Below are 15,777 nucleotides of genomic sequence, written 5' to 3'. Positions count from 1 at the left end.
GTCGGGAGCGGGATTGCATCACCGACAAGTCGACGCGCCGAATGCAAACGGGGCATATTCTTGCGGATTTACCCAGGGATACGTCAAACTCGTAACACACCCCGCCCCACACAAGGAGTAATTGGCGATGGCCCGGAAAGTAATCACCGTCTTGACTGACGACCTCGATGGCGGGAAGGCGGATCGGACCGTCGAGTTCAGCCTGGACGGCGTGGCGTACACCATCGATGTGTCCGACGAGAACGCCGGCACCCTCCGGAAGGCGCTCGACCCCTACATCAACGCTGGCCGGCGAATCGGCCGAGGGCCGGTCGAGGCCGGCCGGACCGTCCGCCGCCCCGGCCGGGCTCCGGTCTCGGGAATGGACCGCGAGCAGAACCGGGCGATCCGGGAATGGGCCACCAAGAACGGCTACGAGATTTCCGACCGGGGCCGGATCCCCGTGTCCGTCGTCGAGGCCTTCAAGAACCGCTGAGCCGACACCGCGCCCACCACGCGGAACACCGGGGCCACGCCGAGATTCGGCGGTGGCCCCGGAGCTTTTCCGGTAGCAATTCCCACGGTCCCGCTCCGGCGGCGTACCGCCTGCCGGTCACGCCGCCCACGACCCGGCGCACGACGCGGGGCCGCCCGGGGCGGTTGCTGCCCCGGGCGGCCCGGATGTACGTACGGCGCGCGGCCGGCGGGTCAGTTGACCTGGATCCGCACCACGTCGATCGCCGGGGTCTGGTTGGCCCGCTCCATCATCGGGATACGGTGCGAACCGTCACCGGCCCAGACGGAGCACTGCGCCGTGCCGGCCTGCGGCAGGCCCGGCACCTGGATGATGACGTCGTCCGGCTGCGAGCCGCCCCGGCCGTCCTCGGTGGCCACGAAGAACGCCGGCACGTCCTGCGGGTTCGGGGGCTGCCGGGTGCTGTTCAGCATCCGGCAGGCGGTGTGGAAGTGCCCCCGCACCAGGCCCTGCCCGTTGAGCAGGGAGCTCTCCAGGTAGTAGCCGCCCTGACCCGCGGCGAGGAACCGGTCCCGGACCAGGTTGCGGGTGGTGACCCGCAGCTGGAACGCCTGGTTGCGCTGGACCTGGTTGGGGAACTGCGTGATCAGCAGCGACGGGTTGTTCGCCGCCGCGCCGACCTCGCCGAACGCGGTGCTGACGCACCGGTTGCCGTTCTGGAAGCCGTCGTGCGGCTGCAGCCGGCTGTTGCCGCAGTCCTTGGCGAGGACGCCGAGGCCGTTGCCGTTGTTGTTGCCGCCGTTGTTGCCGTTCTGGCCGCCGTTGTTGTTCCCGCCGTTCTGGCCGCCGTTGTTGTTGCCACCGTTGTTGTTGCCGGCGTTGGGGTTGGCGCCGACCGCGAGCTGGCAGGTGGCGAGCTGTTCGAGGCCCTGCGGCCGCTGCGCCACCCGGCCGATGGCGGTCGCGATGCGGCTCAGGGTCGCCCGGCGTTTGTCCGCCAGCGGCCCGAGGATCGCGTTCTGGATGAACTGCCCGCCGTTGCGGCCCTCGGCGGCCAGCCGCTTGTTCGCCTCGTCGATCTGCGTCTTGAGCAGCTCGAGGTTGCGGTCCACCTCGGCCTTGGCGGCGGCCGGGACCTGGGGCAGCTTGCTGGCGACGTCGGGGCAGGCGATCGTCGAGCCGGCCGGGGCGGCGTTGGTGTTGGCGTTCGTGGCGGTGCCGCCGGCCTTGACCGACTGGCACTCCGCGACCGACATCTGCCCGTCACCCCAGTGGTTGCGCACCCACCGGCCGTTCTGCCACGTCTGGGTCGTGCTGCTGCCGATGTTCGAGGTCGCGCCGGGGCTGGGCGCCACGCACGACGCCGCCGCGGCGCGGGTGGTCGTCCGCCGGTCCCCGGCGGACGAGATCTGGGTCACGGCGACGATTCCACCGAAGACCGCAAGCGTGCCGACAACGGCCAGCAGCCGCTTGCTCCGTGCGTTACCGGATGACCGGCGCGCCCGTGGGGACCTGCGCATCGAATTGCTCTCCTTCTCGATCCGGTAGTTGACTCGTGACCCCGTCGGACCGATGAATTCGGGTGGGACGCCTCGGCGAGGATCACTGCGACGTTCCGGTCGCGTGTCGATGACCGACGATGCCCTTTCCTCATCGTCGTCGCGCCGGCCGGCGCGGCGGGGAGATCCGTGTCCATTCGGGCTGGAGTACGGACCCGCGACGGCCACGGTTCAACCCGGATACGGGAAATTTATGGAGAGCCGGGAAGAGCTGGTCACCCGGTGGACCGGGCCGGTCAGCCGGCGCAGAGGTGGTCGAAGGCGAAGCCGTCGCGCATCTCGTCGCGACGCTCCCGCAGCCGGCGGATGTCCCGGTCCAACTCGTCGCGCGCCACCAGATCCGGTCCGGCCGCCTCGACGTCGCGCAGCCGCTCGCCGACCGCCACGGCCGCCAGGTCCTCGGCGAGACGGCCGGCGTCCACGCCGCAGGAGAAGCGCTGCTGGACGACCTGCACCCGTTCCACCAGGCAGCGGCCGGGACGCACCTCCACCCAGCTCCAACCCTCCACCGGGCCGTCGGTCCAGCGCACGTGCAGACCCCGCACGATCGGGTCGACCAGCCGGCGCGACACGTACGCCTCCACGGCCGCCGCCCGGGCGAGGGCGCCGAGGTCGTTGACGTGGCCGCTGCGCCCGTCCGGCAGCCGGCCGACGATCTCCCGGAACTGCACGGGCATCGCCTCCGCCGGGTCGTCCTGCCCCGGCGGAGGCGAGACGGCGTCGGCGTAGGCGCGCGCGTCGATGACGTACTCCACGATCCGGCGGCCGTGGTCGGCGGCCCGCAACGTGGGCGAGACGATCCGCAGCACCGGCAGGCCGACGGCCGCGCAGACCGCGTTCTTCATCCGCTCGGCGCGCTGCGCGGCGGAGCCGGCCGGGGCCGGCGGACCGATCTCGACGACGAACAGCGGACGGCCGCTGTCGCCGGCACACACCACGTGGTCGAAGCCCTCCCGGCCGGCCGAGTTCCACTGGTGGCCCGTGACGCCCGGCGGACGGCCGTGCACCAGCTCCCCCAGCCGGCGGGGGCCGAACACGACCTGACCGGCGCGGGTGAGGACCGGGGCCCGCCCGGTCGACGCCGCGACCGGGCGCAGCAGGGAGCCGTGATCACTACCGGTGCGCGTCATCCGCCTGTTCCGTCCGTCGGGCCGTCGACGGCCGAGTCTAGGCCGCCGAGCGCGACGCCCACCTCGCCGGTGCGGCCCGCGCGGGGTCACCGGTCCGGGCCACCGCGGGCCCGGCGGAGACGCTTCCGCCCCGCCGGTCCGCCCGGGGCCCGACGGATGCGACCGGAGATCCGATTCTCTAGGCTCAGCGCGTGCTGCACAGTGGACGGGCTCCGGAACTTCTGACCAAGCGCAGCCTCGTCGCTGTCTCCCACGCCATCGAGAGCGCCGCCCTGGCCACCGCCGAGGACGGCCCGCTCGTGGTGATCGCGCTCTTTCAGCGGATGCCCTACTTCGACCGCGAGCGGGCGGTCTACGAGCGGATCGCGGCCACGGCGGCGGCGACCGTGGTGGGCGTGGTCGGGCAGCGCCCGGAGGCGCTGCCGGCCGGCGCGTGCGGCGTGGCCCTGGACGAGACCGAGGACCTCGCCCGGGAGTGGAGCGTGGTCGCACTGACCCCCCGGTTCGGCGCGGCCCTGGTCGCCCACGACCGGGCGGAGGTCGAGCAGGCGACCACGCTGGAGTCGGGTCGGCTCTTCGACGGGCGGTGGGGGTTCCGCCGCGACGAGGCGCTGCACGAGGTCGTCCGGCTGCGCGACCGGCTCGCCGACCGGCTCCCCGGCGCGGTCCGGCTCGCCGTGGAGGAGACGCTGGCCCGGGTCCGGGACCTGCCCGCCACGCCCGGCGAGGCACGGGGCGAGGCGGCGTTGCGGCTGATGTTCTCCCGCGCCGAACGAGCCGCCCGGGCCCACCGGCCGGGCGGGCGGGACCGCGGCACCGGCACGCCCCTGGAACCGGCCCCGCTGCTGGACGAGCCGGGGATGCGCCGGTGGGCAGGCGCGGACGGCGTCACCGCCTCGGGCACGCTGCCGGTGGCGCTGGTCGGCGTACGGGTGGACGAGCCGGCGGGCGCGCCGGAGCGCTTCGGCCGCCGCAGCGCCGCCCGGGAGGCGCAGGCGGTGATCGGGGCGGTGACCGCGCCGCTGCGCCCCGTGGACCGGGCGGTGCGCCTGTCCGACCAGGAGTACCTGCTGATCCTGCCGGCGTTGACCGAGGAGCAGGCGGTGGCGGTCGCCGGTCAGGTGCACGAGGCGGTCGCCGGCCTGGCCCGGTCGTACCCGTTCGTGGCCTTCGCGGTGCACGCCGCGGTCACCGTGACCAGCCGCCGGCCGTTGCCCGTGGGCGACGTCCGACACGCCGTCGGGTGGGCCGCCCGGGAGGGGGTGCCCGTCGCCCGGTTGGCCCCCGAGTCGGCCGAGGTGCCCGTCGGGCAGCCGTAGGCGCGGCGGGACGGGGCCGACGGTCAGGCCACCGGGGTGACCTGGCCGTCGGCGAGCTCGACGAGCGCGTCGTCGTCGACGTCGTACGCGATGGTGTTGACGACGCGGACGACGCCGCCGACCTGCGCGGCGAGCCGGCCGGCGAGGTCGACCGCGCTGCGCCGGTCCAGCCGCCCGTCCAGGGTGACCTCGCCGTCGCGCACCCGCACGGTCACCAGTCCGTCCCGCACGGCGAGGACCCGCCGCAGGACCTCCCGCACCACCTCCTCACGGATCTCGGCGTCGGTGCGCAGGTGCACCCGCAGCAGGTCGCCACGGGTGACGATGCCGACCAGCCGGCCGAGGTCGTCCAGGACGGGCAGCCGCCGGACCGCGTCCCGGTCCAGCTGCCGCGCCGCGGCCGGCAGGGACGCCTGCGGGTACGTCGTCACCGCCGGCGCGGTCATCAGGTCCCCGGCGACCAGGGCGGCGGCCTTCTCCCGGGCCACCCGGCGACGCCGGCCCTCGAAGACCCGCCGCTCGTCGGGGTGCCCGACCCGTTCGATCCGGTGCAGCAGGTCCGTCTCGGAGACCACGCCCAGCACCCGGCGGAACCCGTCGACCACCGGCACGCCGCTGATGCCCCGACGGACGAGCACGTCCACGATCTGCCGGTACGGGGTCTCCTCCCCCACCGTCGCGACGTCCTTGGTCATCACGTCGCCCACCTGCCAGGTCCTCATCGCGACCTCCCTGCCGCCGTCGTCACGCCCGACGCTATGGGCACGCGGGGGCGGCCGGCAGAGGCCGTGGGCCGGTGCCGGGACGGCCGACGGACCGGGTGGACCGGGGTCGAAGGTCCCGGCCCGAAGCGGACCCATCGGCCCTGACGGTCCCACGGGTGCCGGATGTCCAATGGAACTGCCACCGGGAAGCGCGGTGCGAGGACAGGAAGGGACGTGGACACCATGACCGCGACGATCGAGCGGACCACCGCCAGGACCACCGCGCCGGCGGCCGAGACCACCAGGACGACCGAGACCACCCGGGAGCGGGCCACCCGGTACGTCCTCGGCGGCATCCGCCTCGCGCTGGGTTGGACCTTCCTCTGGGCCTTCCTCGACAAGATGTTCGGCCTCGGTCACGAGACCGCCGCGAAGAACGCCTGGATCAACGGCGGCAGCCCCACCAAGGGCTTCCTGAGCTTCGGCGCGGCCGGCCCGTTCAAGGGGTTCTACAACGGGATCGCCGGCGCCGCCTGGGCGGACTGGCTGTTCATGGTCGGCCTGGCCGCGATCGGCGTGGCCCTGCTGCTGGGCGTCGGCACGCGGATCGCCGCCACCGCCGGCGGCCTGCTCCTGGTGATGATGTGGACGGCCGTCCTGCCCCCCGAGAACAACCCGTTCATGGACGACCACCTCATCTACGCCGCGGTGCTGGCGGTCCTCGCCCTGGTCGGCGCGGGCGACACCCTCGGCCTCGGGCGGACCTGGAAGCGACTGGCCATCGTCCAGCGGTTCCCCTGGCTGAGGTGAACGGCAGACAGCACGTGCCGGCGGGCGTCACCTTCCGAAGGTGACGCCCGCCGGCACGTGTGCCCGGCCGGGTCACCGCCCGCCCGCTTCGTCGCGGCGGGCGGGCCCGCTTCGTTTCGTCGCGGCGGGCGGGCCTGCCGGGCGCCGGCCGAGGGACCGATGGAGATCGGCGGATCACGATCCGGCAGGATCGACGACGACCGCAGTGGACGCACCACCGAGCAGGAGGCGTACGGCATGGACAAGCCTGAAATCGGCCCGATCGAGGGCGCGCCGCCCGCCGATCTCGTCGTCGAGGACATCGTCGTCGGCGACGGCCCGGAGGCCCAGCGGGGCCAGCGGGCCACCGTGCACTACGTGGGCGTGGCCCACTCGACGGGTCGTGAGTTCGACGCGTCGTGGAACCGGGGCGACGCGTTCGAGTTCCCGCTCGGCGGCGGGCGGGTCATCGCCGGCTGGGACCAGGGCGTCGTCGGCATGCGGGTCGGCGGCCGGCGCAAGCTGACCATCCCGCCGCACCTCGGGTACGGCAACCAGGGCGCCGGTGGCGTGATCGCGCCGGGCGAGACGCTCGTCTTCGTCGTGGACCTGCTCGGCGTGCGCTGACCCGTCAGCTCCCCCGGCCGGGGGCGTCGGCACCCGCCGACGGCCCCGGCCGGGCAACGGCGGGGCCCCGTCGGCGGGCCCCGCCGCGCACCGGCGCGAATCAGAACGGCGTACCCGCAGGCCCGGCCGGCGCGGATCAGTCGGCGGGGATCAGACCCGCATCGGCGGGTGGGTCACGCGGCCGGAACCAGCGGGGCGGACGCGCCGCCCCGCTCGGCGACGAGCGGCACCAGCAGCCCCGGCGGCAACGCCAGCGGCGCGGGCGTCGCGGCGGCGACGGGTGCTGCCGCGGCACGGGGCGTCGCCGCGCCGACGGGCACCGCCGCGGCGGACCCGGACGGCGCGGGGGCGAGCGGACCGGTAGCGGCGGCGGTGGCGCCCGCCCGGACCGGGATGACCCGGTCCAGGCCGGTCACGTGCAGCACCCGGGCCACCATCGGGGCCGGGTCGACGAGCACCAACTCGCCGCCCCGCGCGCGGGCCCGGCGGTGCGCGGCGACCAGCGCCCGCACGCCGGCGGCGGAGAGCAACCGGACGCCGGAGAGGTCGAGCCGCAGCAGCGGCCGGGCGGGGGCGGCCCAGAGCGCGGAGCGCAGCACGCCGACCGTGGCGATGTCGACCTCGCCGGTCGCCCTCATCTCCACCACGTCGTCACCCACGTCGACCTGCACGTGGAACCGATCGCTGCGCTGCTCCATGACCACGAATCTAGCCCCACCCACCGACATTTCCGCCCTGCCCGGGAGTGACTCCGGGTACACCCAGGGTCTGACCCTGAGCCGCCCCGGATCCTCCCCTGGCAGGAGGCCGGGGGGCGCTGCGCGGGACCGCTCGACACGCCGCCGGACGACGCGCCCCGGCCGGCGGTGGCGGGGTGAGAATGGGCCGATGGTGGTACCCCGCCCCCGCGCGCCCCGGCCCATCCGTCCCGTCCGCGAGCCGGCCACCGTGCCGCCCCCGCTGACCGGGCCGTGGGCGCCCCACGACCGTCGGCTCGACGAGGTGGAGCTGCTGCCGCTGCCCGACGGCGCGCACGGGCCCGAGGACGTCGTGGTCGACCCGGCCGGCCGGGTGGTCAGCGGGGACGAGGACGGTCGGCTCTGGTGGTGGGCGGCCGACGCGCCGGCGGGCACCCCGGCAAGGCTGCTGGCGGAGACCGGGGGCCGGCCGCTCGGCATCGAACTCGACCCGCGCGACGGCAGCCTGGTCGTCTGCGACGCGTACCGGGGGTTGCTGCGGGTCACCCCCGACGGGGCGGTACGCGAGCTGACCGGCACGGCCCCGCCGGTGCACCTGGCCAACAACGCCGCCGTGGCCCGCGACGGCACGATCTACTTCACCGACAGCTCGGACCGCTTCCCCCTGTCGCACTGGAAGCACGACCTGCTGGAGCACCGGCCCAACGGGCGGGTGCTCGCCTACCATCCGGGCACCGGGCGGACGGACGTGGTGACCGCGGGGCTCTACTTCCCCAACGGGATCGCGCTCACCCCCGACGAGTCCGCGCTGATCCTGGTGGAGACGACCACCCACCGGCTGCTCCGGGTCGACCTGCCCGGCGGGGCGGCCACCGTGCTGGCGGACCTGCCGGCGTATCCGGACAACCTCTGCGGGGTCGGCGACGGGACGTACTGGATCGCCCTGCCCAGCCCCCGGCTGCCGGTGGTGGAGCGGCTGCTGCCGCACCCGCGGCTGCGGCAGCTGGTCGCGCTGCTGCCCGACGCGGTCCGGCCGCAGCCGCGCCGCTACGGGCTGGTCGCGCTGGTCGACGGCGCGGGCGCGGTGCTGCGGACCCTGCACGGCCCGCGCGGCGCCTACTGGATGATCACCGGGGTACGCCAGCACGGCGACCGGCTCTGGCTGGGCTCCCTGGTCGGCACCGGCGTGGCCCGGGTGCCGCTCGGCTGAAGCCGGGGCCGGCCCCTGCCCGGCGCGTGCTCCGGGCCGGCGCGGCGCGTGCCCCGCACGGCCGACACGCCACGTGTCGGGCGACGTACCCCGTCCCCGCTCGCGACAGGGGTCGGCCCGCCACCGTGCGGTGACGGGCCGACCCGCGGCCGTTCCTCCCGATGGTCAGCCGCCGCTGGCCGACGGCGTCGGCGCGGGCGAACCCCCGCCGGCCACCGCCCCCGGGTGCGGCGACGCGGTGTGCGGGCTGGGCCGCAGCCCGGCCGGGACGGGCAGGGCGCTGCCCTTGGCGAACTCGTCCCAGCTGACGTTCCAGGCCGTCCAGCCGTTGCCGGCCCGCAGCGGCACCTCGGTGCCCGTGACGGTGACGAGGTCGCCGACCTGGGTGATGCCCATCAGCCAGTCCGCGGCGGCGGCGGAGACGTTGGCGCAGCCGTGCGAGACGTTCGTGAATCCCTGGTCGCCCTCCGACCACGGCGCGGAGTGGATGAACTCCCCGCCCCAGGTGAGCCGCTGGGCGTCGTCGACGTCGACGACGTAGCCGCCGTCGGGCTCGCCGCGGGTGTCGAACGTCGTCCGCTCGTGCTTCTCCATGATCACCATCTTGCCGCTGGAGCTGGGCGTGCTCGGCTTGCCGAGGCTGACCGGGATCCGGCGGACCAGCTTGCCGTCGCGGAAGACCGACATCTGCTTGGTGGCGTTGTCGATGTCGACCGAGACCTGCCGGCCGATCTTCGAGGTGGCCCGGTGCTCGGCGTCGCCCACCAGGTCCTTGCCGATCGGCAGCCCCTCCAGCGCCGCGCGGACGCTGATCTTCGTGCCCGGCCGCCAGAAGTCGGGCGCCCGGTAGTAGGCCTGGCTGCCGTCCTCCAGCCAGGACCAGGTGCCCGGCTGCGGCGGGTCGGTCTTGACGAACAGCCGCTTCTGCACCGCCGCGCGGGCCTCCTTCGGCACCCCCGGGTCGAACGCCACCGTCACGGGCATCGCGGTGCCGTACGTCTGGTTGCCCGTGAAGTAGAGCGTGCTGGTGATCGCCGGCTTCGTCGGCTTCGGCGCGGTGGTGAACGTCGTCGTGCGGGTGGCGGTCCTCCCGCCGTCCCCCGTCACCGTCACCTCGGCGGTGTACTTCCGCCCGCCGGCCAGCGGCGCGCCGGGCACCCAGCTCGTCCCGTCCTCCCGGGGCTCCCCCGCGACCTGCCGGCCCTTGTCGTCGGTGAGCCGGACGCCGGTGACCCTGCCGTGGGCCACGCTCGTGCCGATCTCGGCACTGACCGGGACGTCCCGGGCCCGGTCGGCGGGCGTCAGCTCGACCGCCGGCGGCGGCGCGACCCTTGCGGCCCGCTCGGCGGCCTTCCTCTCCCCGGCGGTGCAGCCGCCGAGGACCAGTGGTGTGGCTGCGATGGTTACCGCCAATAGCGTCAATCGCCGCCTCACGTCCATGTTCCGCACCCCTTTTCCGCTCCCCTTTGGCCACATTCTGTACGGCGTTACGGGAGGCCCGGTGCAGTTTCCGGAAAAGGCGCGGAGCTATTGTCGGCAGTTTCGGCGACGGCGGGTCGAAAATGGTGGACCGCGCCCGGAGGGCCCGGTGTCACCGATCGGCCCTTCCGCCGACGGACGACCGGTTCGCCCCGCCGTCAGTCCCAGTCCTGGTCGCCGTGGTTGCGGTCCCACCGGCCGCCCACGGGAGGGGTGTCCAGGCGGGTGGCGGCCACGGCGTTGCCGGCCAGGTCGTTGTCCTCGACCCGGCAGCCCACGCAGCTGCCCCGCTCGGTGATCCAGAGTCCGTGCGTCTGGGTGCGCTCGTCGTGGTTGTCCCAGATCCGGTTGCCCCGGATGGTGGCCGAGTCGACGTGCGCGTTGACCGTGATCCCGGCCCGGCACTGCGGCGCGGGCGGCAGCTCGTACGCCGTCCCCGGCAGCGGGATGTCCCCGCTCCAGGCGGTGTACGCGTCGGGGCGTACGGGGGCGAGGGTGAGCCCGGTGTCGTCGTTGGCGGCGACCAGGGCGACCCGCTTGCCGACCCGCAGCACCTTGCCCCGGTGACCGTCGTGCTGCCAGCCGGCGGTCCGGTCGACCAGCGACCGCTCGTTGTAGCGGACGGACTCGCCGCCCCCGCCGTACGCGCCGGCGCACTGGCGGCCGTTGTTGCGGATGCGGTTGTGCAGCAGCACGGCGTCGACCATCGGCCGGTCGATCCGGATGGCGTCGAGGCCGTTGCCCCAGAAGTCGTTGCTGTCGATCACCACGTCCGTCGCCGCGCCGTGGTAGCCGCGCCCGAGGTCGTGCTCGTGGTAGCCGTACGCCCCGTTGCCGCTGATCCGGTTGCCGCGCACCGTGTACGGGCCCGGGGTGTTGCCCATGCTGACGCCGTCGCGGACGTTGCCGTCGATGACGCAGTCGGCCAGCAGGCCGCCCCGGCCGGCGACCCCGGAGGTGCCCTCGGCGGAGACGTCGAAGCCGGCCTCCAGGTTGCCCGTCATCGTGCACGCGGAGACGATCAGCCCGTCGGCGCCCCAGTCGGAGATGCCGAACCGGTTGCCCTGGCTGTGGCAGCCGACGATCCGGTAGCCGCGCGGCGGCGGCCAGTTGGCCTTCTGGAGTTCCAGGAAGATGCCGTTGGTGCCGTTGCCCAGCGCGGTGCAGTTGGCGATGGTGAGCCGCTCCACGGTGCCCCAACCGCCGATGCCGACGCCGATCCCGGCGCCGCCCATCTCCTGGCCGTTGTCGAGGCGGCCGCAGCCGACGACCACCACCCCCTCGATCAGGCTGTCCTGGAGGAAGTCGCAGCCCAGGCCGGTGGCCGCCGTGTGGTGGATGTAGAGGTTGCGGAAGACGCCGCGCACCACGTACTGCAGGCCGAGGCCCTTGGCGAGGTAGTTGTACTCGGCCATGGCCACGCCGGAGCCGTCGATCTCGAAGTCGGCGAAGGTGCAGTCGGCGATGTGCCGGTCGCGGTCCGCGCCGTGCTGGAGGGTGGTCCAGAACGCCAGCGGCGTCGGGTCGGCCCGGTTGCCCTCGTTGCTGAGCAGGAACCGGGTCGCGCCGGGGCCGGCCCCGATCAGGGACACCCCGCTGCGCCAGACCGTGCCCGCGTCGCGGATGGAGTAGATGCCGGGCGGGCAGTAGATGACCCGGGCCCGCCCGTCGGCGGCGTAGCCGTCGCCGAGGCGGTCCACGAGGGCGGCGAGCGCCGGCTGGTCGTTGGTCACCCCGTCGCCGCGCAGCCCGTACTGGGTGGCGTCGCAGTGCAGCGGCGCCCCGGCGACGGCCGGGCGACGGTCTCGGACGGCGGCGGGCAGGCCCTGGTACGGCACTGCGCTCTCCCCTCGCGCGGGCGGGCGACCGGGCGGTCGCGGGCGGTCGACCGGCGGTCGTCGCCCGCACGGATTTCCCGGCAAGGGCGGGGAGAAACGGGAGGGGAAAAGGATCGGATCGAGCTGACCGGATGCTCGGTCGAATGAGCGGCGATCCGGATCGGGAACGTATTTCCGGCCCATTCGGCGGGGCGCGAGCAAAAGGGGACGGCAGGAGCGCGGGGGCGGACGGAAAGGGACGTTTCCGGTCCCGGCGGCGCGCTGCCGCCGGGACCGGCTCACACGTTGGCGACCAGCAGGGCGGGCTGCTCCACGCAGTCCGCGACGTGCCGCAGGAAGCCGCCGGCCACCCCGCCGTCGCAGACCCGGTGGTCGAAGGTGAGGCTGAGCTGCGTCACCTTGCGCACGGCGAGCTGCCCGTCGACGACCCACGGCTTGTCCACGATCCGTCCCACGCCGAGCAGCGCCGCCTCCGGGTGGTTGATGATCGGGGTGGAGCCGTCGACGCCGAACACGCCGTAGTTGTTGAGGGTGAACGTGCCGCCGGTGAGGCGGGCCGGCGGCAGGGTGCCGGCCCGGGCGGCGGCGGTGGTCCCGGCCAGCGCCGCGGCCAGCTCCCGGGTGGTCAGCAGGTGCGCGTCGCGCAGCACCGGGACGACCAGGCCCCGGTCGGTCTGCGCGGCGATGCCCAGGTGCACCCCGCGGGACTGGACGATCCGCTGCCCCTCGGTGTCGACGCGCGCGTTGAGCTGCGGGAAGCGGCGCAGGCCGCTGAGGCAGATCCGGGCCAGCAGGGCCAGCAGGCTCACCGGCTCGTCCGGGGTCGCGGCGTTGATCGCCCGGCGGGTCTCCACCAGGGCGGTGGCGTCCGCGTCGACCCAGATGGTCACCTCGGGGATCTCCCGCCGGCTGCGGGAGAGCTTGTCGGCGATCACCCTGCGGACACCGGTGAGCGGGACGACCAGGTCCTCCTCGCCCACCGGCACGGCGACCCGGCCCACCGCGGTCGGGCCGTCGGCCCCGCCGGTCGGGGCCGCGTCGAGGCGGTCGGGCACCGGGGTTGGCCGGGGCGCCGGGGCCGGGCCGGCGAGGGCCGCCTCGACGTCGGCGCGGCGCACCACCCCGCCCGGGCCGGTGCCGCGCAGGGTGGCCGGGTCGATGCCGTGCTCCCGGGCCAGCCGCCGCACGATCGGGGAGATCACCAGGGCGACCGCGCCCCCGGGCACCGCCGCCGGCCCGGAAGCCGCCGCGACGGGCGCGGGGGCCGGGGCGGGCGCGGAGTCGGGGACCGGTGCGGGTTCGGGGGCGACCGTGAGCCGGGGCCGGCGGCGGCGCCGGCCCGCCGCGCCGTGCCCAGTGCCGTACCCGATGAGGACGTTGCCGCTGCCGGCGCGCTCCTCCTCCCGGTAGGTGGCGTGGCCGGCGGGCTCGCCGCCGTCGGCGGGCGCGATGGTGATCAGCGGCTGGCCGACCGGGCGCGTCTCGCCCGCCGCCCCGTGCAGGGCCACGACCCGCCCGGCGTACGGGCAGGGCACGTCCACGACGGCCTTCGCGGTCTCCACCTCGACCACGCTCTGGTCCACCGTCACGGTGTCGCCGACGGCGACCCGCCATTCGACGATCTCCGCCTCGGTCAGCCCCTCGCCGAGGTCGGGCAGGAGGAACACCTGCTCGCTCATGCCGCGCTCCCCTGCGGCAGCCAGCGCGCGTCGGGCCGGTCGTCCCACTGGAGCCGCGCCACCGTGTCGAGCACCCGGTCCACGCCGGGCAGGTGGGTGTGCTCCAGCATCGGCGCGGGGTACGGGATGTCCAGGCCGGACACCCGCAGCACCGGGGCGTGCAGGGCGTGGAAGCAGCGCTCCTGCACCCGGGCGGCGATCTCCGCGCCGACCCCGGCGAAGCCCTGCGCCTCGCTGACCACCACGCACCGGCCGGTGCGGCGCACCGACGCGGCGATGGTCGCGTCGTCGAGGGGGACGATCGTGCGCACGTCCACCACCTCCAGGTCCCAGCCCTCCTCGCGGGCGGCCTCGGCGGCCTCCAGGGCGACCGGCACCGCCGGCCCGTACGCGATCAGGGTGGCGTCGGTGCCCGGCCGGCGCACGACGGCGCGGCCGAACGGCTCGGTGGCCGCCGGCAGCTCGGCCTCGGCGCTGGAGAAGTAGAGCTTCTTCGGCTCCAGGAACACGACCGGGTCCGGGTCCGCGATGGCCTCGCGCAGCAGCGAGTACGCGTCGGCGACCGTCGCCGGGGTGACGACCTTCAGGCCCGGGGTGTGCGCGTAGTACGCCTCGGACGAGTCGCAGTGGTGCTCGACGCCGCCGATGCCGCCCGCGTACGGCACCCGGATGACCATGGGCACGCCGAGCGCGCCCCGGGTGCGGTTGCGCAGCTTCGCCACGTGCGAGGCGATCTGCTCGAACGCCGGGTACGCGAACGCGTCGAACTGCATCTCCACCACCGGCCGCAGGCCGGACATGGCCAGGCCGACGGCGAAGCCGACGATGCCGGCCTCGGCGAGCGGGGTGTCGAAGCAGCGCTTGTCGCCGAACCGGGCCTGCAGGCCGTCGGTGATCCGGAAGACGCCGCCGAGCTTGCCGACGTCCTCGCCGAAGACGAGCACCCGCTCGTCGTCGGCCAGCGCGTCGGCGAGCGCGGCGTTGAGCGCCTTCGCCATGGTGGTGGTCGCCATCAGCGCGCGTCCTCGCGGTCGGCGGCCAGCTCGGCGCGCACCAGTTCCCGCTGCTCGACCAGTTGCGGGGTGGGCGTGGCGTAGACGTGGTCGAAGAGGCTCAGCGGGTCGACCTCGGGCTGGGTGTGCATCCGCTCGCGCAGGTCGGCCGCGTACGCCTCGGCCTGTTCGGCGATCGCGGCGACGGCCGCGTCGTCGAGCGCGCCGCGCGTGCGCAGGTACGTCTCCAGCCGGGCGACCGGGTCGCGGTCGCGCCAGGTGTCGACCTCGGCGCCGTCGCGGTAGCGGGTGGCGTCGTCGGCGTTGGTGTGCGGCTCCATCCGGTAGGTGTGCGCCTCGACCAGGTAGGGGCCGTTGCCGGCGCGGGCGTGCGCCACCGCGCGGGTGAGCACGGCGAGCACGGCGACGGGGTCGTTGCCGTCGACCTGCTCGCTGGGCACGCCGTAGCCGACGCCCTTGTACGCCAGCGACGGGGCGGCGGTCTGCCGCGACAGCGGGACGCTGATGGCGTACTTGTTGTTCTGCACGAAGAACACGACGGGGGCCTTGAACACGGCGGCGAAGTTGACGCCCTCGTGGAAGTCGCCCTCGCTGGTGGCGCCGTCGCCGATGAAGGCCAGGGCCACGGTGTCGCGGCCCTGGTGTGCCTCCCCGTAGGCGAGGCCGGCGGCGTGCACGCACTGGGTGGCCAGGGGGGTGCACTGCGGGGCGGTGTGCACCCGGGTGGGGTCGTACCCGCAGTGCCAGTCGCCGCGCAGCAGGGTGAGCACCTCGACGGGGTCGATGCCCCGGGAGACCAGCGCCATCGACTCGCGGTAGGTCGGGAAGACCCAGTCGGTGTCGCGGACGGCGAGCACCGCGCCGACCTGGCAGGCCTCCTGGCCGCGCGAGGACGGGTAGACGGCGAGCCGGCCCTGCTTGGTCAGGGCGGTGGCCTGGGTGTCGAAGCGCCGGCCGACCACCATGCGGCGGTACATCTCGCGCAGGGCCTCGACGGGCGGCTCGGGGTAGTCGGCGCGGGCCGGCCGGGGCGTGCCGTCGGGGTCGAGCAGCCGCACCGGTTCGGTCTGCGGCAGCAGGGCGGCGGCCGGGTCGGTCGCCGCCTGCTCGCGGGCGGGTGCCTTGGTGGGCTTCTTGGCCGGCGGGCGGGTGCGCGGGGATGCCCTGCGGACCGCCTGGGGTGTGGTCGTCACGGCGGGGACCTCCTGGACTTGTGGTGGACCTATGCTCCTGCCGATGGATGATTGACTCAACACGCGCGATGAACGCGGGACGAAT

At 74.8% G+C, this 15,777-nt stretch carries 13 protein-coding genes and 1 pseudogene; 5 read left to right on the top strand and 9 right to left on the bottom strand.

From position 1 onward, the window contains the following. Positions 1–127: 127 nt before the first annotated feature. Positions 128–475 carry an Lsr2 family protein gene (locus LPU61_RS16400; RefSeq protein WP_043968921.1) on the top strand — a complete coding sequence of 116 codons (348 nt, stop codon included), beginning with the start codon at positions 128–130 and terminating at the stop codon, positions 473–475. Between the two features lie 212 nt (positions 476–687). On the opposite strand, the gene LPU61_RS16395 is transcribed toward LPU61_RS16400, so the two are convergent. Together LPU61_RS16395 and LPU61_RS16390 are read right to left on the bottom strand one after the other, a co-directional pair. Further along, on the bottom strand, positions 688–1,974 hold the full coding sequence (locus LPU61_RS16395) for a hypothetical protein (protein ID WP_229405387.1): 1,287 nt from the start codon (positions 1,972–1,974) through the stop codon (positions 688–690). Positions 1,975–2,249: 275 nt separating this feature from the next. Beyond that, complete coding sequence (locus LPU61_RS16390) at positions 2,250–3,143, bottom strand: DUF2726 domain-containing protein (RefSeq protein ID WP_043968918.1); 894 nt, start codon at positions 3,141–3,143, stop codon at positions 2,250–2,252. A gap of 191 nt (positions 3,144–3,334) precedes the next feature. Here LPU61_RS16390 and LPU61_RS16385 point away from each other — a divergent pair, with 191 nt between their 5' ends. After that, positions 3,335–4,462, top strand: coding sequence for a DICT sensory domain-containing protein (locus LPU61_RS16385; protein ID WP_229405386.1), 1,128 nt, complete (start codon positions 3,335–3,337; stop codon positions 4,460–4,462). A gap of 23 nt (positions 4,463–4,485) precedes the next feature. Here the strand turns inward: LPU61_RS16385 and LPU61_RS16380 are convergent, their stop codons facing one another. After that, positions 4,486–5,184 (bottom strand): CBS domain-containing protein, encoded by a 699-nt coding sequence (locus LPU61_RS16380; RefSeq protein ID WP_229405385.1) that lies wholly within the window; start codon positions 5,182–5,184, stop codon positions 4,486–4,488. A 216-nt stretch (positions 5,185–5,400) separates the two neighbouring features. Here LPU61_RS16380 and LPU61_RS16375 point away from each other — a divergent pair, with 216 nt between their 5' ends. Together LPU61_RS16375 and LPU61_RS16370 are read left to right on the top strand one after the other, a co-directional pair. Further along, positions 5,401–5,976 carry a DoxX family membrane protein gene (locus LPU61_RS16375; RefSeq protein WP_199486172.1) on the top strand — a complete coding sequence of 192 codons (576 nt, stop codon included), beginning with the start codon at positions 5,401–5,403 and terminating at the stop codon, positions 5,974–5,976. A 237-nt stretch (positions 5,977–6,213) separates the two neighbouring features. After that, complete coding sequence (locus LPU61_RS16370) at positions 6,214–6,582, top strand: FKBP-type peptidyl-prolyl cis-trans isomerase (RefSeq protein WP_043969579.1); 369 nt, start codon at positions 6,214–6,216, stop codon at positions 6,580–6,582. Between the two features lie 386 nt (positions 6,583–6,968). Here LPU61_RS16370 and LPU61_RS31750 read toward each other — a convergent pair. Continuing rightward, positions 6,969–7,280: pseudogene (locus LPU61_RS31750) on the bottom strand (STAS domain-containing protein); the annotation flags it as partial. A gap of 190 nt (positions 7,281–7,470) precedes the next feature. On the opposite strand from LPU61_RS31750, the gene LPU61_RS16360 reads away from it, so the two are divergent. Then, on the top strand, positions 7,471–8,490 hold the full coding sequence (locus tag LPU61_RS16360; RefSeq protein WP_052504009.1) for an SMP-30/gluconolactonase/LRE family protein: 1,020 nt from the start codon (positions 7,471–7,473) through the stop codon (positions 8,488–8,490). Positions 8,491–8,655: 165 nt separating this feature from the next. Here the strand turns inward: LPU61_RS16360 and LPU61_RS16355 are convergent, their stop codons facing one another. The 5 genes from LPU61_RS16355 to pdhA all read right to left on the bottom strand — a co-directional run bounded on the left by LPU61_RS16355 (position 8,656) and on the right by pdhA (position 15,725). After that, positions 8,656–9,930: an Ig-like domain-containing protein gene (locus tag LPU61_RS16355; protein WP_229405384.1), complete on the bottom strand. Its 1,275-nt coding sequence runs from the start codon at positions 9,928–9,930 to the stop codon at positions 8,656–8,658. A 197-nt stretch (positions 9,931–10,127) separates the two neighbouring features. Then, the gene (locus LPU61_RS16350) at positions 10,128–11,807 is read right to left on the bottom strand and encodes a right-handed parallel beta-helix repeat-containing protein (protein ID WP_043968916.1); all 1,680 of its coding nucleotides are present in this window, start codon (positions 11,805–11,807) and stop codon (positions 10,128–10,130) included. Between the two features lie 278 nt (positions 11,808–12,085). After that, positions 12,086–13,486, bottom strand: coding sequence for a dihydrolipoamide acetyltransferase family protein (locus tag LPU61_RS16345; RefSeq protein WP_229405383.1), 1,401 nt, complete (start codon positions 13,484–13,486; stop codon positions 12,086–12,088). Further along, positions 13,483–14,499: an alpha-ketoacid dehydrogenase subunit beta gene (locus LPU61_RS16340; RefSeq protein WP_043968913.1), complete on the bottom strand. Its 1,017-nt coding sequence runs from the start codon at positions 14,497–14,499 to the stop codon at positions 13,483–13,485. Before LPU61_RS16340 ends, LPU61_RS16345 begins: the two co-directional genes overlap by 4 nt. Further along, complete coding sequence (pdhA, locus tag LPU61_RS16335) at positions 14,499–15,725, bottom strand: pyruvate dehydrogenase (acetyl-transferring) E1 component subunit alpha (protein ID WP_229405589.1); 1,227 nt, start codon at positions 15,723–15,725, stop codon at positions 14,499–14,501. The genes LPU61_RS16340 and pdhA overlap by 1 nt, the downstream gene beginning before the upstream one ends. Positions 15,726–15,777: the final 52 nt, after the last annotated feature.

This window comes from Micromonospora sp. NBRC 110038 (assembly GCF_020884815.1).
GTDB classification, from domain to species: domain Bacteria; phylum Actinomycetota; class Actinomycetes; order Mycobacteriales; family Micromonosporaceae; genus Micromonospora; species Micromonospora haikouensis.
The sequence above is the reverse complement of the archived record's forward strand: the minus strand, read 5'-3'. Positions and strand labels throughout refer to the sequence as shown.

Excerpts from the sequence above, each read along its gene's own strand:
- LPU61_RS16340 (WP_043968913.1), bottom strand. The coding sequence starts at position 14,499 with ATGGCGACCACCACCATGGCGAAGGCGCTCAACGCCGCGCTCGCCGAC.
- LPU61_RS16380 (WP_229405385.1), bottom strand. The coding sequence starts at position 5,184 with ATGAGGACCTGGCAGGTGGGCGACGTGATGACCAAGGACGTCGCGACG.
- LPU61_RS16395 (WP_229405387.1), bottom strand. The coding sequence starts at position 1,974 with ATGCGCAGGTCCCCACGGGCGCGCCGGTCATCCGGTAACGCACGGAGC.
- LPU61_RS16360 (WP_052504009.1), top strand. The coding sequence starts at position 7,471 with ATGGTGGTACCCCGCCCCCGCGCGCCCCGGCCCATCCGTCCCGTCCGC.
- LPU61_RS16370 (WP_043969579.1), top strand. The coding sequence starts at position 6,214 with ATGGACAAGCCTGAAATCGGCCCGATCGAGGGCGCGCCGCCCGCCGAT.
- LPU61_RS16400 (WP_043968921.1), top strand. The coding sequence starts at position 128 with ATGGCCCGGAAAGTAATCACCGTCTTGACTGACGACCTCGATGGCGGG.
- LPU61_RS16390 (WP_043968918.1), bottom strand. The coding sequence starts at position 3,143 with ATGACGCGCACCGGTAGTGATCACGGCTCCCTGCTGCGCCCGGTCGCG.
- LPU61_RS16345 (WP_229405383.1), bottom strand. The coding sequence starts at position 13,486 with ATGAGCGAGCAGGTGTTCCTCCTGCCCGACCTCGGCGAGGGGCTGACC.
- LPU61_RS16355 (WP_229405384.1), bottom strand. The coding sequence starts at position 9,930 with ATGGACGTGAGGCGGCGATTGACGCTATTGGCGGTAACCATCGCAGCC.